We start from the raw sequence: 24,846 nt of genomic DNA, 5'->3' as shown, positions 1-24,846 counted from the left end.
TGTCCTCCGGCAGGTCGGAGCGGGTCTTCGGATGTGCGTACCTCGGTGGTCACCCGGCGCCTCGTCCTGGTTCCCGGACCGGTGGGGCCGGTCCGGATCCGAGGGAATCGGGTCCGCATCGGCTGTGTGCCGTTCCGCCGGACGTCACCGGACACCGCCGCGGGAACCGGACCGGGCATCTCGGCGGACCAGTAGGGTATGGCGGAAGACAATCGACGTGAGGTCGTCCTCGTCGTGTACGACGGCGCCGTCGTCATGGATGTGGCGGGACCGTTTCAGGTCCTCAACGGCGCCGGCGGCTACCGGATCCGGCTCGCGTCACCGGACGGCCGGTCGGTGCGTACCGATGTCGGGGTGCGGATGGACGTCGACGTCGCGCTACCGGAGGTCTACGGTCCGGTCGACACCCTGCTGGTCGCCGGCTATCCGACGGCGGCCGGTAGCCGCCCGCCCACCACCCTTGTCGAGCAGGTACGGCGCCTTGGCCGCCGGGCGCGGCGGGTGGCGTCGGTCTGCACGGGCGCTCTGGTGCTGGCCGAAGCCGGCCTGTTGGAGGGACGCCGGGCCACCACCCACTGGGCGGCCTGCGACGAACTGGCCGCGCGCTTTCCCCGCGTCGCGGTGCGACCCGACGCCATCTGTGTACGGGACGGACCGGTGCTGACCTCGGCCGGGGTGACCGCGGGCATCGACCTCGCGCTCGCCCTCGTGGCCGAGGACCTCGGCGCCGACCGGGCGCGGACGGTGGCCAAGTATCTGGTCGTCTTCCTCCGGCGGCCCGGTGGTCAGGCGCAGTTCGACATGGCCGGTGTCCGGCCAGCGACGCGCGACCCGGTCCTGCGTCGGGTGCTCGACGCGGTCGCGGCGCAGCCGTCGGGTGAACACAGCCTCGCCGCCATGGCGGCCCGCGCCGCGGTCAGCGAGCGTCACCTGACCCGCCTGTTCCGCCGTGAGACCGGCACCACCCCCGCCCGGTACGTCGAACGGGTGCGGGTGCACACCGCTCAGAACCTGCTCGACGCCGGGCGCGGCGGCCTCACGTCCATCGCCCGTACCTGTGGCTTCGGCTCGGCCGAGACCATGCGCCGCGCCTTCCTGAGGGTTGCCGGTGTCACCCCGGCCACCTACCGCCGCCGCTTCGGTGCCCACGAGGTGCCCAGGACCGCTGGTTGAGGTTGATGTGTGCGTACGAGTCAGAGAAGGGTGCGCCAGTAGTCCCAGAACCGCACACCGATCAGCGCGGCGAGGACCAGCAGCCAGGTGGTGGGGATGGCGCTGTGTACGCGTAGGAGGGTGTCGGTGAGCCGGCGGGGTGCGGGTAGGTGGCCGCGGTCGAGGTTGTGCAGGGTGGTGTAGGTGAACAGCACGATCATGGCGACCCAGACGACCATGCAGTAGGGGCAGAGGGCGCCGATGCGGTAGAGGCTCTGGAAGAAGAGCCAGTGCACGAACCCGACGCCGAACGTGGCGCCGGCCTGGAGTGCGAGCCACCACCAGCGGGGCAGTCGGGTGCCGGCGAGCATCGCGGCGCCGGTGGCGGCGACGACGGGGAAGGTGGCCAGGCCGATGAGCGGGTTCGGGAAGCCGAACACCTCGGCCTGGCCGGTGGTCATGATGGACCCGCAGGACAGGATGGGGTTGATGGAGCAGGTGGGTGTGTAGGCGGGGTCTTGGAGTAGGGCGATCTTCTCGACGGTGAGCACGAACGCGGCGAGGGCGCCGACGAGCCCGCCGATGGTGAGTGTCCAGCCGATGATCCGGTCGGTCAGGGCCATGCCGGTGTCGGCGTCGTGGTGGGTGCCGGCGTCGCCGGCAAGGGGTCGCGTCACGAGTTCAGTGACCTGTCGATGGCTGTCTTGAGCCCGTTGTGGTCGGGGCGGCCGTCGAACCTCTCGCCGTTGATGAAGAACGTCGGGGTGCCCTGCACGCCGAGTGCCTGGCCGTCGGCGGCGTCGGCCCTGACCCGGGCGGCAACCTCGGCGCTGGCCACGTCGGCCCTGAACCGGGCCATGTCCAGTCCCATTTCCTGCGCGTACCCCTCGAAGACGGGGGCTTGGGACTGTTGGTTGTGGCCCCAGATGGTCTGGGTGTCGAACAGCTTCTTGTACATCTGCTCGAACGCGCCCTGCCGGGCAGCCGCTTCGGCGGCGTGCGCCGCGTTGTAGGCGTTCGGGTGGCTGGCGATCGGAAAGTAGCGGACCACGTAGGTGATGCGGTCGCCGTACTCGGCGCGCAACTGTTCGACACCGGGATAGGCGGCCAGGCAGGACTCGCACTCGAAGTCGAGGAACTCCACCACGGTCGTCTTGCCGTCCGCCGCGGTGGACAACCGGTGGCTGTCGGCGCGCACCAGCGCCTCCGAGGCGGCCACCGGGGCGATGTCGATGCTGCGGTTGACCACGACGATGCCGACCACCACGGCGAGCGCGACGGCCAGCACGCCCAGGGTCACCTTGAGGTTGGTGCTCATGCCCGTCTTGCGGATCTTGCGGGTCGCCCTGGTTGCCGTCGCCGTCTTTCGGGCCGCCGTCCTGGCCGTGCCGGTGCCCGTCGGTGTCGGCCGTGCGGGCTGGGTGCGGCCGGCACCGGTCGCCGGTTTGGCGGTGCGCTTGCGGGTCTTGGCGTTGTTCGCCGCCATGAGCACTCCTTTGTCGGCGGAATCTCTCCGCCCGGGCCGCGTCCCGGACCGGTCCGGTGCCGCCACCCGCGGCCATCCGGAACACCGGTGAGGGTACAGTCGCCGCTTTACTGAGCGGCTGGGTCGCGGCTGAGAGTTGCCTGCGAAGCCCGGCCCGGCGACCCCTCCCGATAGTACAGCGAGCGATGTACTGTGCTGGTGTGGAGACGTTGACGTACGGCCAGGTGCTGGCCCGCTTCGGTCATGCCCTGTCGGATCCGACGCGGGCGCGGCTGCTGCTGGCGCTGCGCGACGGTCCCGGATATCCGGCGGAGCTGGCCGAGCTGCTGGGCACCACCCGGCAGAACCTGTCCAACCATCTCGCCTGCCTGCGGGGGTGCGGGCTGGTCGTGGCGGTGCCGCAGGGCCGGCGTACCCGCTACGAACTGGCCGACCCGAGGCTGGCGCACGCCCTCGGTGACCTGCTCGGGCTGGTGCTCGCGGTGGACCCGGCCGCGTGCCCGGACAGTGACGAGAACGGCTGCTGCTGATGAACCTGCCCCTGGTCCAGCCGGCCCCGGTCCGACCGGCGTCCGCGCGGCGGGCGGTGCTCGCCAGGCGGGTACGGCTGCTCGTGGCCGCCACCATCGCCTACAACGTCGCCGAGGCGGTCGTGGCGATCACCGCCGGAACGATCGCCTCGTCCACCGCGCTGATCGGGTTCGGCCTGGACTCGGTCATCGAGGTGTCGTCCGCCGCGGCCGTGGCGTGGCAGTTCGCCGGCCGTGACCCCGAGGCCCGGGAGAAGATGGCGCTACGCGTCATCGCCGTCTCCTTCTTCGCGCTGGCCGCCTACGTCACGGTGGAGTCGGTGCGCGCCCTGATCGGCGGCGCCGAAGCCGAGCACTCCAGCATCGGCCTGATCCTGGCCGCCCTGTCGCTGCTGATCATGCCCTTCCTGTCGTACGCGCAGCGCAGCGCCGGCCGTGAGCTGGGGTCCCGGTCGGCGGTCGCCGACTCCAAGCAGACCCTGCTGTGCACCTACCTGTCCGCCGTCCTGCTCGTCGGACTCGGGCTCAACAGCCTGTTCGGCTGGTCCTGGGCCGACCCGCTCGCCGCGCTGGTCATCGCCGCCGTCGCAGTCAAGGAAGGCCGCGAGGCATGGCGCGGCGACACCTGCTGCACCCCGGCGGCCGGCCTCGCCCCGCCCGGTCCGGTGAGCGGCACCTGCGCGGACGGCTGCTGCACCGCCGGGGACGCGAGGTGATCGCCAGTCTGGCGCTGGCCCTCTACCTGCTGGGGCTGGTACTGGCGTTCGGCTGGCGCAGCCTGGCGCAGTGGCGGGCCACCGGCGACACCGGACTGCGCCTCGACGCCGGCCCCGTCGGGTCGACGGCCTGGTGGGCGAAGCTGCTGTTCGCCGCCGCGCTGCTGCTGGGCGTGGCCGGCCCGGCCGCCGGGCTCGCCGGCCTGCCCGCGGTCGGCGTACTCGACATCGGATGGTTGCAAGCCGCCGGACTGGTCGTGGCCGTCGCCGGGGTCGCCGCGACGCTGGCCGCGCAACTGCCGATGGGTGCCTCCTGGCGGGTCGGCGTCGACCCGCACGAGCGCACCGCGCTGGTCACCACCGGCGCGTTCGCGCTGGCCCGCAACCCGATCTTCACGGCGATGGCCGCCACCAGCGCCGGCCTTGCCGCGATGGTGCCCAACCCGGTCAGCCTGGCCGCGACCGCGGTGCTGATCACATCGATTCAGCTGCAGGTACGTGCGGTGGAGGAGCCGTACCTGCTGCGCACCCACGGCACGGACTACCGGCGCTACGCGGCCGTGGTCGGCCGGTTCTGGCCGGGCGTCGGACGGTTGCCCGCGACGTCGGGCCGTCGCGGTGCCCGGTCCTCGGGCAGATAGAACGCCCCCGCATTCGCCGCGGTGGGAGACCAGCCGGGTGGCGCGTGACTCTGTCGCGAGGGATGTGCGAGCGGGATCGCCCATCCCTCGCGAAGCACGTCGCTTCAGTCCACGCCGGCCAGGTGGAGCGCGTTGGCCAGCCGGTCGCGAGAACGATCCCTGGCGCGTTCGGCGCCGGCTGAGCGGATCTTGTCGAGTTCGCCGCCACCGGCCAGGAGGTCCAGCGCCCGTTCCCGGACCGGACCGAGTTCGGCGATCACGGCTTCCGCCGCCGCCTCCTTGAGGTCGCGGTAGCTGTCGATGCCGTCCGCGACGGCCGTGGGCGAGGTGTCCGTGCAGGCGGCCACGATCTCGAGGAGATTCGCCACCCCGGGCTGCTCGTCCGGTGCGTACCGGACGTCCGCCATTCCGTCGGTGACCGCGCGCCGCAGCTTCCGTCGGATGGTGTCCGGCTCGTCGAGTACGTAGATGATCCCGCCGACATCCGACGCCGACTTCGACATCTTCTTCTCCGGCACGGTGAGGTCCCGAACCCGCGCCGCCGTCTCGGGAAGAACACCGCGGGGTACGACGAAAGCGTCGCCGTAGTTGGCGTTGAAGCGCCGGGCGAGGGTGCGTGCCAGTTCGACGTGCTGATTCTGGTCGTTGCCGACCGGAACCTCGGCGGCGCCGTGCAGCAGGATGTCGGAGGCCATCAACACCGGATAGGTGAGCAGGCCCAGCCGGACGGATTCCCGGCCGTCGGATTTCTCCTTGAACTGGACCATGCGCCGTGCCTCGCCGAAGGTGCAGGTGCATTCGAGCAACCAGGTGAGCGCCATGTGCTCGTTGATCAGATCGGACTGGACGAACACGGCGTCCCCGGGTACGCCCGCGGCGATCATGACGGCGAGTTGGTGCCTCGTCAGCCGGCGTAGCGTCGCCGGCTCATGGTGCGTGGTCATGGCGTGCAGATTGCTTACGAAGTAAAGGTCTTCCGGGCCTGACTCGGCAGCCCACCGGCGCACCGCGCCGAGATAGTTGCCTAAGTGCATCTCTCCGGACGGCGTGATTCCCGACAGCCTGATCATTCAGTACTCCCTCGTGAGTCGTCCGCGACCCCAAGGTGAACCGACCGGCGTCGTCGGCCACCCTGTGGGTGACCGACTGGTGTCTGCTTTTGCAGCAGGTCAGGGCCACCTCATGATGGCCCGCCAGAATCGATTCCTGCTGCACATGCCGATGAGGGTATCACCGGCAGCCGCCGGACCCGGTCCCTCGGACAGGCGACGGATGACCGTCAGTCAGCCGCGTGCCCGGTGACCCGGGCGGCGGCGAGCAGGCGGCGATGGGCGGCCCGGCTGCCCACCGAGATCCGTACGCCGTGGTCCGGATAGACCCTGACCTTGATCCCGTCGCGCGCGACCGATTCGCCGAACCCGGTCGCCGACCGGCCGAGGGGGAGCCACAGGAAGTTGCCGTGCGATGGCGGGCAGGCGAGTCCCAGATCGCCGAGGGATTCGCCGAGTTCGGTGCGGAGTCGCCGTACCATCGCGATTCTCTCCTTCATCACCGTCTCCTGGTCGAGCGAGGCCACCGCCGCGGCCTCGGCCGCCCTCGTGACCGCGAAGGGCAGGGTCGCCTTTCTCGCGGTCTCGGAGATCTCGGAGTCCGCCAGTGCGTATCCCACCCGCAGTCCAGCGAGGCCGTACGCCTTCGAGAAGGTGCGCAGCAGGACCGCTTTCGAACGCTGGTGGACGAGGTCCAGGTCGTCGTTCTCGTCCAACTCGTCGAATTCGACGTAGGCCTGGTCGACGATGGTGACGACCTGGGGTGGAAGCTCATTCAGGAACCAGCGCAGCTCGTCACGGGATATGCGACGCCCGGTCGGATTGTGTGGCGTGCACAGTATTACGACCCGGGTGCGAGGCGTGACCCTGGCCAGGAAGACCGACAGGTCGTGCGCGCCGGTCGCGGTGAGCGGGACCCGAACCCCGGTGGCTCCCGCCACGGCGATAAGCAGCGGATACGCATCGAAGGCCGGCCAGGCGTAGAGGACCTCGTCCCGCTCGGTGCACAGGACGAGCAGCAACTGCTGCAGGACTCCCGCGCTCCCGGGGCCGACCACGATCTGGGTCCGGGCCACGCCGAACTGCCCGGCGAGCCTCTCGACCAGGAGGTGGGGGAGTGGGGCGGGGTACCTGTTCGGGTCGAGGCCGCAGATCCGTACCGCCTCCGCCACCTCCGGCAGCGGCGGCAACGTCAACTCGTTGTTGGACAGGTCCCACTCCGTGCCGGTGGCATCGCTCCTCGGCGCCTCGTGTGAGCGGTAGGCGGAGAAGTCGCCGAGTCGGTGTGCGCCGGGCAGGGGAGGTGACGACATGAGGCGTACCGTCGACTTCCTTCTCGTTCGAAAACTCGGACTGGAGGAGCGGCCCCAGTTGCTAGGCACGCCCGGACAGCAGCAGGAACTGGGGGTGCGGAGTGGGATCGGCAGGTGGCGGTGGGAGGTGTTCGATCGCCACGTCACGGAATCCGCCCGCCTCCATCGCGTGGGCGTAGTCCTCCACCCGCCAGAAGAAGTCGCGAAGGGTCAGTGAGCCGTTCGCGGTGCGCAGAGAGGTCACCATCGGGTCGCCGGGCAGGTAGGCGCGTCCCGCTTCTCCGTTGCGGAGGGTCGAGAACTGGACGCCGACGCTCCCTGGATGGGTGTTCAGCATGGCGAACCGTCCGCCAGGTGTCAGGACCCGCCGGATCTGCCGGCAGGCATCGACCTGTAGTTCGGTGCTGGGCATCTGCATGAACACGAAGCAGCTCATGCACGCGCCGATCTCTTCGGACGCGAGGAAGTCGAGACCGCCGGAGATCGGTATCTCGCGGTACGACACCAGCGGGTGATCGTAATGTGCGGTGGCGTACTCGATCATCGACCCGGAAACGTCGACGCCGATGACGTTTCTGCCGTACTCCTCGGCCGCGTAATGAGCGACGAAGCCCGGGCCGCAGCCGAAGTCCAGTAGCGGGCGGTCGTCTGCGCCGGTGAGGTCGAGGCTCCGGAAGACTTCCGGATATCCCATCGGCTTCCACTGCGCGGCGGCGGTTTCCCGCGAGTAGGCCTCGGCCGACTCCGAGGTCTCCCAGCTAGTGTGCATCGGCGATGACCTTTCCGGAATCGGCGGCCTCGTTCAGCGCCGCGTACAGGGAGTCGACGGAGGGACCGGTGTCGTCGGCGTTTCCGGACGGATCCAACACGCAGGCGAGCAGCCCTTGCCCGGCACAGGCGGCCAGTTCCTCCAACACGTCCGGGTCGATACCGTCGGCGCCGACGAATGGCACCGCCGCGGCGACCGCGATCGGCTGCCACCGCCGCGGATCGTCGAGCGCGAAGAGCCCGCCACCGGGTGTGCAGCCGAGTGCCATGACGACGACGAGGGGCGTCGCCGTGCCGGCGAGGTGGCTTCTCGCCGTGTTGAAGGCGAACCTCCGCGACTTCTCGTCGTCGTCGGCGATGAAGACCGCGGTCATCGAGCCGTCGGGAAGCCGGGTGGCGTGGTCGAGCAGTTCGAGGGTGTGCAGCGCGGACATCGAAACCGCCGACGTAACGCCCAGACGTTCCGCCGTCCACGGCTCGTGCCAGCAGGACAGCAGACAGATCCTCGGCGGCCCGTCGGACTGGACCCGAACCTCGATGGCACCCGGCAGATCCGGACTCAGCGTGCTCGTCGCGCCCGGCAGGTGCCGTACCCGATCCCGTAGCCATTCCAGTGCGACGGTGAGTTCTTCGTCTTCGTCAGGCGACGACATTGACCGGTTCTCCATTCAGGAATCCCCGTACGTTCGCCAGGACCTCGGTGAGGTTGTCCTGCCGCGATGCCCGCGTGTACCAGGCGATGCCCGGTGTGATCTGGGTGTTCTGCTTGCGTGCGAAGATCGGAGCGAGGCCGTCGGGTACGTCGTCCAGTGCGACGCCGCCGAGTCGGCCCGCGGCATGGCGGTCGGCGAGGGCCCTCATCGCGATCGTCTCGGCGCGCGAGACGCTGACCACGATGCAGCCCGGTCGGAGGGCACCGACGAGTTCCGCGGACAGGAGTTCCGCGGTCTCCTCCGACGCGGGAACCTGCACCGACACCACGTCGCTGCGGCGCACCAGTTCCGGCAGGCCGACGAGTTCGATGCCCGGCACCGGGCGGCCGGACCGGTTGTGTCCCAGCACCTCCATACCGAAGGCGCGGGCCCGCCGGGCGACAGCCTGTCCGATGCGTCCGGTGCCGACGAGGCCGATCACGGCCCCGGACAGGGAGCGGCCGAGGAACGGGGGATAGCGGTGCCGCACACCGGCCACCCCCATCCGGCTGGCCGGAAGGAGTTGGCGGGACAGCGCCCCGACGGAGGTGGTGACGTAGTCGGCCACCGCGTCCACGGAATAGTCGGGGCAGTGGGACACACTGATACCGAGTTGGCGTGCGGCTACCAGGTCTATCTGGTCGGTCGCGGAGAGCAGCGTCGAGACGTGTCGTAGCTGGCGGGCCTGCCGCAACACGTCGGCCGACAGGGTGGTCCACTCGACGAGGGCGATGTCGGCGGCGGACAGCCGGCGAATGGTCTCCTGTCGTCCCGGTCGGTCGTAGTGGACCGTCACCGTCCCCAGTCGGGACAGTTGCCGTAGGAAGCTCGTCGTGAGATAGGTCGGCTCGTCCAGGTAGACGATCCGGGCGGTCGGCGTGGTGCTCACGGCATGAGGACCGAGTTCGACAGCAGCACGGTCCGCAGGTATCTGCACGAGTCGGCGAACCAGTCCGAACGCCTGGCAAGGGCGAAGCGCACGAAGTTCGAACCGGTGTCGTGGTCCGCCCAGTAGAAGTGGTTGCCGGGAAGGATGCCGACCTGGGCTTTCCCGAGCAGTTCGACGATTTCCTCGCTGCGTACGGTGGGGTGGCTGATGCGTATCCACTCCACGCTGATGGTGCTGTCCGGGAATTCGGGGACCAGGATCGTCCCACGCAGGGACTCGCGGAGGTGGTCGCGGTTCTGGCTGATCGTACGCCAGATGCTCTTCTCGAGCCCGGACCGTGCGGTGTCGTTCACGTACGCGGACAGCAGCCGCAGTATGAACGGGCTCACGTTCAGGAGGATGTCGTTGTGCAGTTCGAGAACCTGTTCGTACAGATCGGCGCTGCTGGCGAGGATGCTGCATTTGAGATCCTGCGTGGGCCAGGTCTTCCCGGTGTCCTCGACGACGAGGTAGCTGACTCCCGAGTCCTCGAGCACGGCGTATTGATCCCAGAACGGGGTGGTGACGAAGAACCGGAACGTGCAGTCGAGGATGAGAATCTTCCGATGGGTGACACACAGTTCCACCAGGTGTTTGAACTGCGCCTCGTCGTAGGTGAACCCGGTGGGGTTGTTCGGCAGCGTCAGGAAGACGGCATCCGTCGTCATGCCGGCGAAGGTGTCGTCGATCGAGTCCGGCCCGAGTTGGGCTTCACTGAGCGGTACGAGTTCCACCTGTCGCCGGCGCAGGATGGTCGCGAGGTTGTCGAAGCAGGGTTGCAGCAGACCGACCGACAAGCTCCTGCTGGACAGGTAGGTCGCGACCAGGTCGGTCGCCAGTGACGCGGAGTAGCAGAGCATGGTGCGCGGGCTGTGGATCGCCGAGTGTTGCCCGGCCAGCCGGTAGAACACCTGCTGGAACTCTTCTTCCGACTCGCGTTGCAGGGTGGCCTCGGCCGCGTAGAAGATCTTCGGTAGATCGGTGACGATCTCCTGCTGCGTGCTGTTCTGCCCCTGGTGTGCGTGGCCGTCGGCCAGATTGAACCTCCGGTTGATTCCGACGTTTTCGTATCGGGTCAGGTTTGTGTAGCGCTCGTACATCTCTCCGGTTCTCCAATTTCTTGTCCGGCTTACGGGACGAGGCTGATGATCTGGTTCCGCTTTCCGCGATTGGTGATCCGGAGCGATTCCACGAACTCCACTTCGACCCGCGTCTCGTGGTGGAGAAGTTCGCTGATCTCCTGTCGGATCCGTTCCCGGACGACGTCCGTCATGGCGGGGCCGGGAAGGCACTCGAACACCACCAGGTCCGGGGCCCGCTGGACGAGGCTCCACGAGTTCAGCGCGTCCGAGTACGCCATCAGGCGGGTGTAGCCGACATCGAGCAGGTAACCGGAGGAGAGGAACCTTCCGCTGGGCAGGACGAAAGAGGAGTTGCGCCGGCCCTCGAACGACTTGAGTTGCCGGAATTTCCGGCCACAGGGACAGGGGTGATCGGCCGGATGCAGTGCCGCCAGGTCACCCTGCCGGTACCGGATGATCGGCATCGCCCAGTTGTAGAGACAGCTCGCGACCAGGTCGCCGGTCTCCCCGTCCGGCAGGGGGCGTCCATCCTCGTCCACGACCTCGACGAGTGCGATGTCCTCCCAGATGTGGTAGCCCTTCTGCGGGCATTGGGCGGCGACGGTGCCCGCCAGTTCCTCGGATCCGTACTCGTCGAGAACCGGCACGCCGAAGAACTCGGCCCAGGCGTCGCGCTGGGCCTGGGTCGACATCTCCGACTTGACGTTGATCACGATGAGGTTCTGCCGGAGTAGTCGCACGTCCTGCGGGCTCAGGAGGCGACGTATGTCCTCCAGCCTCGAGGGGTAGAGCGTCAGCATGTGTGGCCGGCTGTCCAGCAGCTTGCGCTTGGCGTCCTCCAGCCCGTCGAGGGTCCAGATGTGGACGAGTCGATAGCTGCCGTCCGGCAGCCCGTCGAGCGGGTATTTGCCGGTGTAGACGTAGGTCTGGACGTGCTCGGGCCGATACCCGCCCATCATCATGTCGTAGATCCGGTACGCGGTCACGACGCGCTTGCGCATCGTCTGCTCCGAGTACGCGATACGGACCGTCTTTCCGCTCGAGCCGCCGGTCACCGCCGTGGTCAGATCGTCCGGCGAGTAACCGTCCGCTATGCAGGTGTGCGGGAAGGCCTCGATGAGTTCCTCTTTTTCGAGGATCGGAAGTCGGGCGATGTCCGAGGCGCGCCGGATCGAGTCGATGTCGACACCCGCCTCGTCGTACTTCTTGCGGTACATCGGCACGTTGTGGTAAGCGTGCCGAATCATTCTGACGACAGCCTCATCCTGATTTCTCTGAATCGCCGATCGACTGAGGAACTGGTTGCGGCGCAGTTCCCGACAGATCGTCGGCGCCTCTTCCTGAAGCGTGTGGAGCTGGGCCTTCGAGAATTCCTTCATTGTCTGCCCCGATCCCGTTCAATGTCCACCGACGAGCGCGTCCGGTGAGTGTGTAGTGGTATGCCAGCACCTCGCCCACGTCGAACTGCCGACCGTCGATCGCGAGGAGCGACTTCAGCGCCGACCTGTGGCGTTCGATGCCGCGGATGTGGGTCTGCCAGCGGGCGATGTTCCGCGGTCGTAGGTCGATCCAGCCCTGCCGGGTCCAGTCCTCTATCCGCCGGCGGGTGAGCCGCATCCCCCCGTGGATCTGGCGGGGGACGGAGAGCCGCCGGCCGGCCATCCACATGTCTCCCGGCAGAAGCACGGCGAGACCGATGGACAGGATCTGGCGGCGCAGGTATCCGTCGGTACGCAACCTCTCGACGGTGGTGTCCGCGAGCAGGTCCGGGGACATGGTGCCGGCATCCTGGAGCGTGCCGGCCGCCGAGCAGATCAGGTGCAGTTCCAGCAGGTCCTTCGATATCGCCGGGCCGAGATTTCCGCTGACGATGCTCGGCTGCCGGGTGACGGCCTCCAGGTCCCTCATCGACGTGAGGACGGAGAACCGTATGTGGGCGGCGAGGTAGGAGGGCTGCATCGCCGCCGAGTCCATCGCGGTGAGAAGGTCGAACCGGGTGCTGCCCCGCATCGTCTCGAGTACGGCCGCGGCGACCTCTTCGCGGGTGACGCTCTCGAACTGGCCGAGGGCGGTGCTGAGAGACATCTCGGCCCGGCTGTAGGTCGAACTGTCGCCGGAGGGGACGAACACCATCTCCGTTTGATCTTCGTCGGCGTCCGATCGCGGCAGTTCCTGCTCGGCGAGGGGCAGGTCGTAACGTATCTTGACCGGCGTCGGGCAATCCTGTGCCACTACCGGCCGGCCCCGTGAGACGTAGGGCCCGTGTTGTACGGCTTCCCATCCGATCAACGCGGACGGAACGACCAGGCTGATCTCGCATCCCGCCGTGTGGTGGAGGTTCCAGAGCAGTTGATGCAGCACGCCCGCGGCGGCCAGCTTCTCCACCAGGGCTCCGGACAGGCCCGTCTCGGTGACCGAGCCATGGGTGTACGGACAGTTGTAGCCCATGCCGCCGAGGCCCGTGGTGGACACCTTGATCACGCGAGCCACCCCGAAATCCCTGATCGCCATACCCAGGGCTTCGACGTACCGATGGATGATCGGAATCTGTAGCGACAGGGCGGCCTCGACGAGAACCTCGGTCCGTGCCTTGCCCGACCCCTCGTCGTGGTCGACGCGGCCACGTCCCGCCGCGGCGTTGGCGAGCTCGAGAAGATCGTGCTGTGCCTGTTGCGTGTCGCTGGCGTAGGAACACGACGTCGCCGACCCCAGCGCGTCGACGACGATGTCGGGACGGTGCTCGTCGATCAGGCGGTAGACCTTCATCCGGCGCGATTGACCCGGCTCCGGCGGGCCCAGGAAGAAGTTCGCCAGGGCCAGCCGTAACTCGGGGTCCGCCGGGTCGGTGCGGGACCGGTGGGCGAGGTCCGCCGGAGCGAACACGTCTCCCCACGACCCGACCAGGTCGACCGTCGAGTCGCCGACCTGCGACAGTTGGCGGAGCCTGCGCGCCATGGTCTCCCGGCGGGCGGTGTGCACGGTGAGCCTGGCTATGTCGCCCCTTCGCAGGAGCGCGGTGCCGATGCTGGTGCCCACCTCTCCCGCTCCGATGACCAGGACGCTCTTTCCGCGCAGGGAGTCGATCATGGACCATCACTGCCGAACTTCAGCACCCAGGCGTAACTGTTGGGTACGGCGAGTTCCAGTTCCTGCTGGCACGAATAGCCGGCCTCGTCGAAGATCCGAAGGGCGTCCGCGCGGCTTCGCGGTTCCATGTTCTGCAAAGCGTGGATGTAGTCGAACCCCGGAGCGAACAGTTCGGGGTGTTCCGGATCCGATGACGACACGGTGTCGAAGACGACCAGGTATCTGGCGCCGGGGAACCGCACCCGGTAGGAGGCGAGGACCGCGGTGCAGTAGTCGTCGGGAGCGATGTGGTGGGTCATGAACGCCTGGGTGACGATGTCCACGCCCGACACGTTCCGGGGCAGGGTCGTCGCGTCTCCCTGGTTGATCTCGAGATCGATGCCGAGGCCGCGAGCCTCGGCGACGGTGGCCTGGGCGGCCCGGATCGCATCGGCGGAGATGTCATACCCGAGGCCCGGCTGCCCGGTCTCGCGGCAGATCTTGAGAAGTCGTCGTCCGGTTCCGCAGCCAAGGTCGCAGATGCGTCCCGCCGGTTGGAGCGAATCGACGAGTTGGATGAACGTCTCGTCGATGTAGCGACTGCCGATCTGGCTGGAGGATTCCGCGACGACGCCACCGCGGACTCCTGACCGGGGGTCGACGGCGCCGCTGATCTGGTCGGCGAGAACGGAGGCGTATCCGCCGAGCCAGAGCCGGAAGACGGGTGCCTGGCGACCGAGTTCCAGTCCGAAGTCGGTGAGACGGTACGCGTCCGCGGTGCGTCGTACGGCATCGATCCGGCAGAGGGTGTTCAAAACGCCCTCGATTCTGATTCTGTTCTCCACCCATGGTGGCCGGTCGAGATCGTGATCTGTCAGTGCGGTGTCGGCTAACGCGCGGAATAGTCCGAGATCGTCGGCGAGGACGGTTGCGTGTGCGGCGAACGCCCCAGTGAAGACGGGTGCGATCCGGGGGTGCTTGAATTCGACGCTGGCCAAGGAACTCTCCAATGTGGCGGTCGCTGGCTCGCATTTGATCGAACGCCATGAAAGACGCTTGGGCGAGCGTAATCGCCGCGTCGCCGGGGAGTCAACGTCAAGGCGGCATTCCTAAATGTTGACCACCAATTGCATTCGGTCGATCGGGATCTTCATTCGAGATCGCTTTCTCACTCACGTTTATTGTCCGTTCTTTGTCCCTGTTCCGCGCAATTTGTGATTCACTTTTCCCGCGTCAAAGGTCTGATTTACGTGTCGGTCGGACGTGAGGCGGACCGCGCCCCTGGGCCGGACGAATCCTGGTGGGTGACCACGTCGGTCGGGCGCGAGAGCAGGGCTCGCATGTCGGCCGGGGCCGGGCGGATCCGCGCTGGAAGTGGGAGGCCGACGTGCGGACTCCTCGGTGAATGGTCCGACAACGAGCCTTTGTCCGTCTGGTAGTGATCGGTCCGATGGCTGCGACTTATCCGTTCCAGGCGGGTCGGTGCGTTCGTCGGCCATCTGGTTTCGTCCGGGACGCCGGACACCCCGGCGACCGTCGCGTGAACCCGGATGGGCGTGGACGCGGTGTCGGCGTCTTCGGGTGCGGCGCGACCGGGTACGGGCTGGCGGTGCCGGGCGGACCCGCCCGCGTGCTGGGCGGTTTCCACCGAGGCCCGCCGGGTACGCCAGGGGTGGCTCACCATGGTCCGGTGCGCCGGCGGCGTACCGGACGAAATCTCACCGCATTGGAGGAGAGATGAGTGCGCAGAGCCCTACCATGACGGCACCGCAGCAGATGCCGGACACCAGGAACATGCCGCAGGGTGACCGGAGTATGCAGGCCACTGCCGGCCGGCAGGCGGAGCCCATCCGTACCATGACACCTGGGACCGAGACCAAGGCGTCGTTCAAGAGCACGGAACTGTGGGTGTTCCTGGCCGCGGTGGCCGCCGTGCTGATCGCATCCGACCGGGTCGGAGCGAACAGCGCGGGGGTGGACGTGTTCCGGGCCGACACGGCCTGGCTGTACATCACCCTGTTGACCATCGGATACGTGGTCAGCCGCGGCCTGGCCAAGGCCGGTAGCGCCTGGCGGGGCTCCAACGAGCGCCGCTAGACCACGAGAAAGGCAGTGCGCGGCCCGCCACCGTAACGGCGGGCCGCGCACCCTTTCGTCTCGTGCGGGGTGAGACAGGTCGGATCTCCGTTTACGTCAGGTTCGCGGGCCGGCTCGTACGGTGCGTCGCATGACCAGATTCGTTGCGACAGTGGCGGCCGTTGTCATGGTGGTCGGTGTGGCGGGCTGCACCGGAAACCAGGACGTCCCCGGGGCGCAAGCCACCACCGGTGGCCCGGCCGCACGGTGTGATCCGCGGCTCGACGGCGCGTTCACCGCCTGGGCGCGGGCCGGATTCAGCGGTTCGATCGCGATCTCGACCGGTGGCCGCTTCGACTGCCTGGCCGCGTACGGCTCGGCGAACGACGCCACCCACACACCGAACACGATCGACACGGTGTTCAGCATCGGGTCGGTCACCAAGGCGTTCACCGCCGCCACCATCTTCGACCTGGTCGAGGAGGGCAGGGTCGCCCTCGACGACCGGGTGGGTCGGCTCCTGCCCGAGCTGACCGGCCCGGTGGCGACGGTGACGGTCAGGCAGCTCCTGTCGCACACCAGCGGGTTGAACGGGTCGCACGGAAGCGACCACCAGGCGCTGGACCGTGACGCGGCCCTCGCCTCGATCGCGGGGCTGGACCTCGCGTTCCCGTCCGGCTCCGGCCACCTGTACTCGAACGCCGGCTACACGTTGCTGGCGCTCGTCATCGAGAGGGTGTCGGGTGCCACCTACCGCGAGTACACGGCGTCGCGGATCCTGCGCCTGCCCGACGGGCGGGGTGCGGGCGGCTTCTGGGACGGTACGCCCGCCGCACCCGGGCCCCGCGCCGTCGGCTACCTGGACGACGGTACGACCGGCGAACCGGGCGACTTCGCCGGGCCGCACTGGGCGATGGACGGCAGCGGCGGGCTGGCGATGACGGCACATGACCTGGCGGTGTGGACGCACGCGCTGTTCACCGGGCAGGTGGTGGCGCCGGAGTCGGTCGAGGTCATCAGCGCGCCCGGGCACGATCTCGGCGCCGGCAGGTCCGAGACGCCGGGCTGGGTGGCGTCCGACGCGTCGGTGCTCGGCGTACCGTTTCTCGCGACGGCGGGCGGCGACGACCAGATCGGCCACAACGCGGTCGTGGCATGGGTTCCCGAGCGGCAGCGGGTGGTGGCGATGGCGTCCAACAAGCCCGGGATCTCGGCCGAGGACCTGCTGGCGACGGTGGGGCCGGCGCTGCTGGCCGGCGAACCCCTGCCGACGCCCGGTCCACCGGCGGCCGGCGCGGGGCCGGCCGCCACCGTCGGGAAGTACCGGCTGGACGGGGGAGGGAGCTTCGACGTGACCGCCGCCGGCAATCAGGTCACGGTCGCCGCCACCGGCGTCGACGCCGTCACGGCGCTCTTCCCGCCGGGCGGCCGCGTCTCGAGCGACGACGTCCGGGCGCACGACGAGCGGGTCCTGGCGTTGCTCGACGGGCGGACCAGGGAAGGGCGTGAGGAGCGCGGATCGCTCGAAGAGGACCTCGGGCCGATAAGCGGGGTCGCCCTCGCCGGGACCGTGTTCCGGGACGGCGAGCTACGCACCTACGTCACCCTGGTCGCCGGCTCGGGGGCGGTCACCGGGTGGTACGCGGTCAACGCCGAGGGCGGCATCGAGGCCGCCGAGGTCCCGGCCGGACCGCCCACGCTGAAGCTCGTGCCGGCCGGCGGCGACCGGTACCGTCCGGACGACCCGACCGGCGTCGGCCCGGAGGTGACCGTGGAGTTCCGCGACGGCCGGATGACCGTGTCGGGGCCGGCCGGCACGGCCGTCGCCGAGCTGGCCGGTTGAGCGGCGTCATGCGGATCCTGCTGGTCGAGGACGATCCCGACCTCGCCGAGGTCGTCGCCCTCGGCCTGCGCAACGAGTCGTACGCGGTCGACCTCGCCGCGACCCGCACCCACGCGGCGGAGTTGCTGCGCACGACGACGTACGACGTCGCGTGTCTCGACCTGGGGCTGCCCGACGGCGACGGCCTCGACCTCGTCCGGCGGCTGGCCCGGGACCCGGAGCTGCGCCGGCCGCGCCGTACGCTCGTCCTGACCGCCCGGGACGCCGTGGCGGACCGGGTCGCCGGACTCGACGCCGGCGCCGACGACTACCTGGTCAAGCCGTTCCACTTCGCGGAGCTGGTGGCCCGGCTGCGCGCGCTGGGCCGGCGCGGCGACGGCCACGGTTCGACGTTGCGGACCGGTGAACTGACGCTGGACCTCGCGGCACGCCGGGCCTGGCGCGCCGGCCGCTCCGGCTGGCCCTGTTCGGCTTCCTCGCCATCTACGTGCCGGCGCTGCTGCTCTTCGGCGTGGTCCTGGCCACCGAGACGCGGACCACGGCGGACATCCGAACCGGTGCTCCGGCCACACAGGACACGGTCTCGCACCGGTCGGCCCGGGTCACCTGGGCCGTGCTCGCGCTCAGCCCGGCCGCCGCCGCGCTGGCCTGGTGGTGGGCCGGCCGGGCGGTACGCCCGATCGACCAGGTGCGGGCGGTCGCCGACGACATCCAGGGCGCCGACCTGGGCCGCCGGATCGCGCTGTCGCACGGCCCGGCCGAGGTGGCCGCGCTCGCGGCGAGCTTCGACGCGATGCTCGACCGCCTGCAACACTCCGCCGAGGTGCAGCGGCGGCTGATCGAGGAGACCAGCCACGAACTGCGCGTACCGCTGGCGGTCCTGATGAACAACGCCGAGGTGCTGCTGGCGCACCCGGACCCGACCGTCGAGGACTACCGGCGTGGGCTGGAACGGTCCAGGGCGGCCGCCGAACGGCTCGCGGCCGTGCTCGACGAACTGCTCGTCGACGCCCGTGGCCGGGCCCGTACGCTCGACCGGCGGCCGACCGACCTGACCGCGCTGGTCCGCGCCGTCGTCGACGACGTGGGCGTTCTCGCCGCGACGAGAGGAAGCAGGTTGTCGGCGGCCGGCGCGCCGACGGCCGTCTGCCCGGTCGACGAGCCCACCGTCCGCCGGGCGATCCACAACCTGGTCGACAACGCCGTCCGCTACTCCCCGGGCGGCACCGCCGTCGACGTCACCGTCGAGGTCCTGGCGGCCGAGGTCGCCGTGGTGGTTACCGACCACGGGCCCGGGATCGCCGCCGCTGACCGGGGCCGCGTCTTCGACCGCTTCTGGCGTGGCCGGTCCGACCCGCCCGGCACCGGCCTCGGCCTCGCCATCGCCCGGCAGATCGCCCTGGCCCACGGCGGAAACCTCACCCTGACCTCGCCGGGACCGGCCGGCGACGGCTGCGCCTTCCGGTTCACCGTACGCCGCTGACGGTCAGTTCTTCGGCAGGACGTTCGCGGCGACGAGCGCGTTGGCGACGATCGCCGCCATGGTGCCGGCGGCGGCCGCCCCGGCGGCCTCGGCGCCCCAGTCGCCGCGCTCGAGTTCCTTCGCGCGCGTGATGACCGGGGTCGACCAGGGAATGTCGCGGTGAAAGGTGGGGAGGGTCCCGCTCGCCGAGATCAGCGCGCAGATCGCGGCGGTGCGGGGGTCGGGGTCCGCCCCGTCGACGAGTACGGCGCGCACCCGGGCCAGCAGCTCCGACCGGTGCGGGGTGCCGCCGTCGCTGAGCGCGGTGGTGGGGAACAGGCCGAGCGCCTTCCGGCGCTCCCGGCGGACGTGTCCGCCGCGGACCAGCCGGTCGAGTACGGGCTCACGCAGGCGGGGACCGATCGCCGCCAGGATGGCCTGCACGTCGCGTGGCTTCTGTGCGACGTGCTCCCACGCCGACCTCAGCAACGGGTCCCCGGGGACGGTGCTGCCGACGGTGCGGACGAGGCGGCCCTTGAACCCGGTCCGGTCGTCGATGTCGATCCGCCTGTCGAGCGCGAGTTCGGTGAGGAGGGCGCCGCCGAGGACGTAGAAGAGCGTGCCCTCGCCGGCGATCGATCCCGAGGCGGGATCGAACAGCAGGAGCAGAAGGTCTTCGGCGATCAGTGGTTCGTCGGGTGTCGTTGGCATGAGGTTCACCTGCCGTCGGGGTCGGATCGGCCTCTTGCGAAGGATCAGATTCCCGAGGCCAAGGGGTATGAAAACCACTATCCAGACGGGGCGGAGGCGGTGGCGTCAGGTCCGCAGCGCGCGGCCGACGACGTACGGCACGGTGATGGCGCCCAGGGCCGGCAGGTCGAAGTGTTCGACCTGGACGAGGTCCAGCGGGGAGCGGCGCAGGGACAGTTCGGTTTCCCGGCTCGGGTCGCAGCCGTGGTCGAGCAGCCGCGTCGCCGGTGCGATCACCCGTTGCAGCGCGCGTTTCCAGGTGCGTTCCGGTGCGCCGACGTGTTCGGCGAAGACGAACTCCCCGCCGGGCCGCAGCAGGCGGGCGATCTCGGCGAGGACGCGGGCCTGGTCGCGGACCGAGCACAGCACGACGGTGGCCAGGACCGCGTCGACGCTCGCGTCGGGCAGCGGCACGGACTCCGCGGCCGACGCCAGGGGCTCGCGGGTGTGTCCGAAGCCGTGCGCGGTGCGCGCCAGTTCGGTGCGGCGCCGGCGGTCGGGCTCGCAGCCGATCCACGTCACGTCCGGGTGCAGCCGGCCGAAGTTGCGGCCGCGGCCGGCGCCGATCTCCAGGACGGTGCCGCGTAACCCGCCGATCGCCGCCGACTTGGCGGCGTCGTACGCGGTGAATCCCTCAGCCATGGTCGGCACGCTCCGTTCCGTGTCGGTAGAGGATCTGCAACTCGCGGATGTAGGCCGTGGTGTCGATGTCGGGATCGGCGGTGAACGCCTCGTGGAAGCCCTCCACCGAGCACAGGATGCTCTGCGCCACGACCGGGCTGGCCAGGCCGCGGAAGGCGCCGCGGGCCTGGCCGTCGTCGAGCACCTCGCGTACCGGCGCGACGAGGGGTTCGTCGTCGAAGGCGGAATCCCGCCCGGGTGCCTTCCAGCCGGCGGCGAGCCGCCACAGGGCCCGTACGCCGTCGCGGTTGTCGTCCTGGAACCGTATGAACGCCTCGATGTAGGCGGCGAGCGCCTCGGCCGGGTCGGCGGCCCGGTCGACGGCGGCCCGCAGTGTCTCGGCGCACCGGCCGATCAGGTGGTCCACGACGGTGAGCAGGACGTCGTTCTTGTCGGCGAAGTGGTAGGTGATCAGCCCGGTGCTGGACAGGCCGGCCTCGCTGGCGATGCGCCCGAGCGAGGTCCGGGAGAGGCCGTCGCGGGCCAGTACCCGGATCGCGGCGTCGACGATCTGCTGGCGCCGGGCCGTCGTGGTGACGGTCTGTTTCTTGTTTGCTTGCACAACCCAAAATTAGTACAGCTGAGCAAATCCTGCCATCGGGGTTCCCTCGATGAGGGGATCGCCTTCATCGACGAAACCCTTTCGTTGGCAAAGATAAAAGTCTTGCTCGCGTTAGCGAAAGATGTGGACACGTCGATGCTAAGTCCGTTAAGGTCTGGCGCTAGTAAGTTGTTTCGGTGAGGTAAACCGACGGCGTGGCTAGCTCACCGAGGTTTCGGCGGGGGTCTCGACCCTCTCCGAGACAGCACCTCACGGGGCGTGGCACCCCTGGAGGGCACCGGCCGTACCCGATCCGGCGCGACGGCGCGCGCCCCGTCCCACAGTTGCCCGCCCGTCCCGACGCGCGGTGACCGGTCCACCCCCATCGGACCCGGACCCGCGGTCTCGAGTCGTGCCCGTCCACCCGCCCGTCCGGCGGGACCCCGACCACGGTGACGTTCGTGTCGTCCGTGGTGACCGTGGGGTCCCGGTGGTCACGGCGGCCGTCATCCACGCCACCGCGTGGCATCGGTGTCGAGTCGGATAGCGAACCAGATCCCGACTCGGTCGCCGCGCGCCCCGATCACCCCACCTCCCGTCCCGCGATCCCGCGCGGCCATCTCCACAGTCCTAAAAGGACAGACGTGAAAGGTTTGCCGGACATGCCAATCCCACCCACCAGCCACGGTGCGCCCGGTCGCCGCCTGAGACCACCACCCCGCCGGACGACCGCCGGCCGGTTGCGCCGCCCGCTGACCGCCCTCGTCGCCGCGACCGCCCTGCTGCTCAGTTCCGCACTGGCCTCCACCCCGGTGAGCGCCCGCCCGGCCGGCGACGACAGCCGGCCGCAGCAGCGCGAGGCCCAGGTGCTCACCTGGACGGCCGGCAACGACGTCACGACGTACACCACGGCACCCGCCGTCGCCGTCGCCGGCCCGGCCACGCTGGTCTTCGAGAACAGCGCCGCGACCGGCAACACCACCGGGATGCAGCACACCCTGACGTTCGAGACCGGCGACCCCGCCTACAACCGGGACGTGAACGTCGACCTCCTGGCCGACCCGTTCGACGCCAACGGCGGGCGGTGGACGGTGGACGTGGTCCTCACCCCCGGCACCTACCGCTACTTCTGCGCGATCCCCGGGCACGGGATGATGAACGGCCTGCTGATCGTCACCGACGAGAACGGTGAGGACACCACGCCGCCGACGGTGACCGCCTCGGTCGCCGGGCAGCAGAACAGCAGCGGCGCCTACATCGGGGCGGCCACCGTCAGCCTCACCGCCACCGACGGTGAATCCGGTGTCGACACCGTCGAATACTCCCTCGACGGCACCACGTACGCCGAGTACACCGCCCCGGTGACGGTCAACGAGCCGGGCCAGCACACGCTGCACTACCGGGCCACCGACCTGGCGGGCAACACCTCGACGCCGGGCTCGGTGTCGTTCACGGTGGCGCCTCCGCCGGACCCGGACACCACGCCGCCGACGGTGACCGCCGCGGTCGCCGGCACCCGGGACGAGACCGGTGCCTACGTCGGATCGGCCACCGTCACGCTGACCGCCACCGACGACGACTCCGGTGTCGACACCGTCGAGTACTCGCTCGACGCGGGTGCCTACACCGCCTACACCGCACCCGTCACCGTGAACCGGCCCGGCTCGCACACGCTGAGCTACCGGGCCACCGACAACGCCGGCAACACCTCCGACGCCGGATCGGTCACCTTCATCATCGTGATCGGCGGCGGCGACCCGGAGTGCGCGGTGCTCGACACCCGCCCGTCCGTCTGGCTCGGCACGCTCAGCAGCGGGGTGGCGAACCGGCTGGTCGGTACCGGCTGCACCATCAACAACCTGATGGCCAGCGAGCGGTCCTGGCCCAACCACAACGAGTTCATGCAGCACGTCCGGGCGGTCGCCAAGGGACTGCGCGACCTCGGGGTGATCAGCAACGCCGAGCGGGTCAAGCTGATCGAGACCGCCTCCGCGTCGGCCGTCGGCAAGTCGGACACGCACACCGGCTACCGGTCGATCCTGGACCGGTCGGGCTCCTCGTTCGACCAGTGGGAGCACGTCGGGGCGGGCGGCTTCACCCGCAACGCCGACGGCTCGATCACCAGCCGTCCGGTCGCCGGCCTCGGCATGCTGTGGTTCCCGATCCGCACGTACGGGGACTTCTCGCTGAAGTTGCAGTGGCGGGACGAGGCGCCCGGCGACGCCCGGGCCAACAGCGGCGTCTTCGTCCGCTTCCCCGGCGTGCACCAGCACCCGACGGAGCCCCGCCCCGAGTGGGTCGCGATCAAGTACGGCCACGAGATCCAGGTCTTCGACAGCCCCACCGGCGACCGGTACAAGACCGGTTCGGTGTACGGCTTCGACGGCGTGGCCCTCGACGGCGCGGGCGTGACGCCGAAGGGCACCTGGAACGACTACGAGATCCGGGTGGTCGGCCAGCACTACTCGATCTTCCGCAACGGTGAACTGATCAACGAGTTCGTCAACACCTCGGACGCGGTCTTCGACCCGCCCCGGGCGGACGATCCGGGCGGTGCCGGCCGGGAGCGGACCCACGGCTACATCGGCCTGCAGGTCCACGGCGCCAACGACATCGTCAGCTACCGCAACGTACGGGTCGCCCCGCTGACGCCGTGAGCCGACCGGCGGTGGTGCGCCGTGCCGCAACGGCGGCGCACCACCGCCGGCGGCGGACCGGAACACCCGCCGGCCGGCACCGCACCGGCCGCGACCACGCCCCACCCGCCGACCCCGGTCGGCTCAGGATTGGAAACGACCTTGACGACAGAGACGATCGAAGAACGGTCCAGACCGGCCGGCTTCCTGGGCAGCAGTGCCAGCCGGGCGGCGATGGTCCTGGCCGTCCTGCTGGTGACGTTCGCCGGCGCCGGCACGGCCTTCGCCCTCAACAACAACACCACTCCGGTCGCCGCCGGCCCGCACGACGGCCAGCGGCCCGAGGGCTGCGTCGCGCCGGACCGCCAGTTGCAGATGTACGCGGTGGAACTGCCCCGCGACCCGGTGACCAACCAGATCCGGCTCGGCTACGGCCTGACCCCGGAGACGGCCTCGTACCCGGGCCCGACGATGGAGATGATCGAGGGCGAGTGCCTGGCGATCACCCTGCACAACCAGGTGTCGGCGGAGACGCTGTCCCAGCTGCGCACCAACCCCACGCATCCGCTCGGCGTCTCGCTGCACGTACACGGCGTGAAGTACACCCAGGACTCCGACGGCACCGTGCACAGCGGGTCGTTCGTGGCGCCCGGCGAGTCGCGGACCTACACCTGGTACGCCAAGCCGCGCAGCTCCCGGACGGGTTCGCCGGGCACGGCCGGCTACTGGTGGTACCACGACCACGTGGTCGGCGGCACCCACGGCACCCAGGGGCTCAACTCCGGCCTCTTCGGCGGCCTGGTGGTGCGCCGGCAGGGCGACGTACGCCCGGACCGCACGTACGTCACCGCGTTCGGCGACCGGCAGAGCATCAACCTGCGGCGCGGAGCGGCGGCGGACAACTGCGACCTGGAGAACCCGGTGCCGGGCCCGGCCTGCTTCGTCGCCAAGATCGGCGAGCGGGTCGAGTTCATCGTCATCGGCATGGGCGACGACATGCACACCTGGCACGTCCACGGACACTCGTGGGCGGACACCCGTACCGGGATGGTGGCCGGCGACAACAAGGCGCTGGTCGACTCGATCCCGGTGATCGACAACAAGACCCTCGGACCGGGCGACTCGTTCGGCGTGACGATCACCGCCGGTGACTCGGTGGGCCCGGGTCACTGGATGCTGCACTGCCACATGCAGTTCCACTCCGACCTGGGCATGGCGACCACGCTGCACGTCCTCGACGAGAACGGGCAGATGCCGCCGGGTGGCCATCAGCACCGGGAGATCGTCAACCGGACGCCGCTGAACAACGGCGGCTCCACCGACGGCGCCCCGGCGGCCGGCGGCGACCAGTCCACCGACCCGCACGCCGGGCACCGCTGATCCGTCCGTCCCCACCACCCCCGGCGTGACCCGCCGACCCCCGTAAGGAGCAGG

The 24,846-nt window shown here is 69.7% G+C and carries 23 protein-coding genes and 1 pseudogene; 10 read left to right on the top strand and 14 right to left on the bottom strand.

Translation table 11 applies throughout. From position 1 onward, the window contains the following. Positions 1-198 precede the first annotated feature (198 nt). A complete protein-coding gene (locus QCD66_RS27825) occupies positions 199-1,173 on the top strand; it encodes a GlxA family transcriptional regulator (protein WP_375735009.1) in 975 nt (324 codons plus the stop codon). A gap of 20 nt (positions 1,174-1,193) precedes the next feature. Here QCD66_RS27825 and QCD66_RS27820 read toward each other — a convergent pair whose 3' ends face one another. Both QCD66_RS27820 and QCD66_RS27815 read right to left on the bottom strand, forming a co-directional pair. Continuing rightward, positions 1,194-1,829: a vitamin K epoxide reductase family protein gene (locus QCD66_RS27820; RefSeq protein ID WP_375735010.1), complete on the bottom strand. Its 636-nt coding sequence runs from the start codon at positions 1,827-1,829 to the stop codon at positions 1,194-1,196. Beyond that, positions 1,826-2,470 (bottom strand): DsbA family protein, encoded by a 645-nt coding sequence (locus tag QCD66_RS27815; RefSeq protein WP_375735032.1) that lies wholly within the window; start codon positions 2,468-2,470, stop codon positions 1,826-1,828. Before QCD66_RS27815 ends, QCD66_RS27820 begins: the two co-directional genes overlap by 4 nt. A 353-nt stretch (positions 2,471-2,823) precedes the next feature. On the opposite strand from QCD66_RS27815, the gene QCD66_RS27810 reads away from it, so the two are divergent. Genes QCD66_RS27810 through QCD66_RS27800 form a run of 3 tightly spaced genes read left to right on the top strand, consistent with a single transcriptional unit; the run spans position 2,824 to position 4,525 of the window. Beyond that, on the top strand, positions 2,824-3,168 hold the full coding sequence (locus QCD66_RS27810) for a metalloregulator ArsR/SmtB family transcription factor (protein ID WP_357536253.1): 345 nt from the start codon (positions 2,824-2,826) through the stop codon (positions 3,166-3,168). Next, positions 3,168-3,884 (top strand): cation transporter, encoded by a 717-nt coding sequence (locus QCD66_RS27805; protein WP_375735011.1) that lies wholly within the window; start codon positions 3,168-3,170, stop codon positions 3,882-3,884. The genes QCD66_RS27810 and QCD66_RS27805 overlap by 1 nt, the downstream gene beginning before the upstream one ends. Continuing rightward, positions 3,884-4,525 carry a methyltransferase family protein gene (locus tag QCD66_RS27800; RefSeq protein WP_375735033.1) on the top strand — a complete coding sequence of 214 codons (642 nt, stop codon included), beginning with the start codon at positions 3,884-3,886 and terminating at the stop codon, positions 4,523-4,525. Before QCD66_RS27805 ends, QCD66_RS27800 begins: the two co-directional genes overlap by 1 nt. Before the next feature lie 104 nt (positions 4,526-4,629). Here the strand turns inward: QCD66_RS27800 and trpS are convergent, their stop codons facing one another. The 9 genes from trpS to QCD66_RS27755 all read right to left on the bottom strand — a co-directional run bounded on the left by trpS (position 4,630) and on the right by QCD66_RS27755 (position 14,421). Then, the gene (gene trpS, locus QCD66_RS27795; protein ID WP_364222181.1) at positions 4,630-5,595 is read right to left on the bottom strand and encodes a tryptophan--tRNA ligase; all 966 of its coding nucleotides are present in this window, start codon (positions 5,593-5,595) and stop codon (positions 4,630-4,632) included. Between the two features lie 209 nt (positions 5,596-5,804). Further along, on the bottom strand, positions 5,805-6,887 hold the full coding sequence (locus QCD66_RS27790) for an aminotransferase class I/II-fold pyridoxal phosphate-dependent enzyme (RefSeq protein ID WP_375735012.1): 1,083 nt from the start codon (positions 6,885-6,887) through the stop codon (positions 5,805-5,807). A gap of 61 nt (positions 6,888-6,948) precedes the next feature. Then, positions 6,949-7,656 carry a class I SAM-dependent methyltransferase gene (locus QCD66_RS27785; protein WP_375735013.1) on the bottom strand — a complete coding sequence of 236 codons (708 nt, stop codon included), beginning with the start codon at positions 7,654-7,656 and terminating at the stop codon, positions 6,949-6,951. After that, positions 7,646-8,308 (bottom strand): hypothetical protein, encoded by a 663-nt coding sequence (locus QCD66_RS27780; protein WP_375735014.1) that lies wholly within the window; start codon positions 8,306-8,308, stop codon positions 7,646-7,648. Before QCD66_RS27780 ends, QCD66_RS27785 begins: the two co-directional genes overlap by 11 nt. Beyond that, on the bottom strand, positions 8,295-9,236 hold the full coding sequence (locus QCD66_RS27775; protein ID WP_375735015.1) for a 2-hydroxyacid dehydrogenase: 942 nt from the start codon (positions 9,234-9,236) through the stop codon (positions 8,295-8,297). Before QCD66_RS27775 ends, QCD66_RS27780 begins: the two co-directional genes overlap by 14 nt. Further along, positions 9,233-10,375, bottom strand: coding sequence for a pyridoxal phosphate-dependent aminotransferase (locus QCD66_RS27770; protein ID WP_375735016.1), 1,143 nt, complete (start codon positions 10,373-10,375; stop codon positions 9,233-9,235). Before QCD66_RS27770 ends, QCD66_RS27775 begins: the two co-directional genes overlap by 4 nt. A gap of 29 nt (positions 10,376-10,404) precedes the next feature. After that, a complete protein-coding gene (locus tag QCD66_RS27765) occupies positions 10,405-11,604 on the bottom strand; it encodes a phenylacetate--CoA ligase family protein (protein WP_375735017.1) in 1,200 nt (399 codons plus the stop codon). Positions 11,605-11,617: 13 nt separating this feature from the next. Beyond that, on the bottom strand, positions 11,618-13,444 hold the full coding sequence (locus QCD66_RS27760; protein WP_407566851.1) for a hypothetical protein: 1,827 nt from the start codon (positions 13,442-13,444) through the stop codon (positions 11,618-11,620). Next, positions 13,441-14,421 carry a class I SAM-dependent methyltransferase gene (locus QCD66_RS27755; protein WP_375735019.1) on the bottom strand — a complete coding sequence of 327 codons (981 nt, stop codon included), beginning with the start codon at positions 14,419-14,421 and terminating at the stop codon, positions 13,441-13,443. Before QCD66_RS27755 ends, QCD66_RS27760 begins: the two co-directional genes overlap by 4 nt. A gap of 859 nt (positions 14,422-15,280) precedes the next feature. Here QCD66_RS27755 and QCD66_RS27750 point away from each other — a divergent pair. From QCD66_RS27750 to QCD66_RS27735, 4 genes and pseudogenes are all read left to right on the top strand, one after another. After that, entirely contained in the window at positions 15,281-15,520 is a 240-nt protein-coding gene (locus tag QCD66_RS27750; RefSeq protein WP_364222184.1) for a hypothetical protein, read from the top strand. Positions 15,521-15,650: 130 nt separating this feature from the next. Then, complete coding sequence (locus QCD66_RS27745; protein ID WP_375735020.1) at positions 15,651-17,342, top strand: serine hydrolase domain-containing protein; 1,692 nt, start codon at positions 15,651-15,653, stop codon at positions 17,340-17,342. Positions 17,343-17,350: 8 nt separating this feature from the next. Continuing rightward, positions 17,351-17,683, top strand: a pseudogene (locus QCD66_RS27740) (response regulator); the annotation flags it as partial. Between the two features lie 146 nt (positions 17,684-17,829). Further along, positions 17,830-18,825 carry an ATP-binding protein gene (locus QCD66_RS27735; RefSeq protein WP_375735021.1) on the top strand — a complete coding sequence of 332 codons (996 nt, stop codon included), beginning with the start codon at positions 17,830-17,832 and terminating at the stop codon, positions 18,823-18,825. A 3-nt stretch (positions 18,826-18,828) separates the two neighbouring features. Here the strand turns inward: QCD66_RS27735 and QCD66_RS27730 are convergent, their stop codons facing one another. The 3 genes from QCD66_RS27730 to QCD66_RS27720 form a co-directional block, all read right to left on the bottom strand. After that, positions 18,829-19,515 carry a GPP34 family phosphoprotein gene (locus QCD66_RS27730; protein ID WP_375735022.1) on the bottom strand — a complete coding sequence of 229 codons (687 nt, stop codon included), beginning with the start codon at positions 19,513-19,515 and terminating at the stop codon, positions 18,829-18,831. Positions 19,516-19,620: 105 nt separating this feature from the next. Further along, a complete protein-coding gene (locus tag QCD66_RS27725) occupies positions 19,621-20,196 on the bottom strand; it encodes a class I SAM-dependent methyltransferase (RefSeq protein ID WP_375735023.1) in 576 nt (191 codons plus the stop codon). Continuing rightward, a complete protein-coding gene (locus tag QCD66_RS27720) occupies positions 20,189-20,797 on the bottom strand; it encodes a TetR/AcrR family transcriptional regulator (RefSeq protein ID WP_375735024.1) in 609 nt (202 codons plus the stop codon). Before QCD66_RS27720 ends, QCD66_RS27725 begins: the two co-directional genes overlap by 8 nt. 641 nt (positions 20,798-21,438) lie before the next feature. Here QCD66_RS27720 and QCD66_RS27715 point away from each other — a divergent pair. Both QCD66_RS27715 and QCD66_RS27710 read left to right on the top strand, forming a co-directional pair. Further along, entirely contained in the window at positions 21,439-23,433 is a 1,995-nt protein-coding gene (locus QCD66_RS27715) for an OmpL47-type beta-barrel domain-containing protein (protein ID WP_364222196.1), read from the top strand. Between the two features lie 141 nt (positions 23,434-23,574). Then, positions 23,575-24,792: a multicopper oxidase domain-containing protein gene (locus QCD66_RS27710; RefSeq protein ID WP_375735025.1), complete on the top strand. Its 1,218-nt coding sequence runs from the start codon at positions 23,575-23,577 to the stop codon at positions 24,790-24,792. Positions 24,793-24,846: the final 54 nt, after the last annotated feature.

Origin of the sequence: Polymorphospora sp. A560 (assembly GCF_045781765.1) — a bacterium.
Lineage (GTDB): Bacteria > Actinomycetota > Actinomycetes > Mycobacteriales > Micromonosporaceae > Polymorphospora > Polymorphospora lycopeni.
Note: the sequence above shows the minus strand (reverse complement) of the source record. Positions and strands in the feature narration are given on the sequence as shown.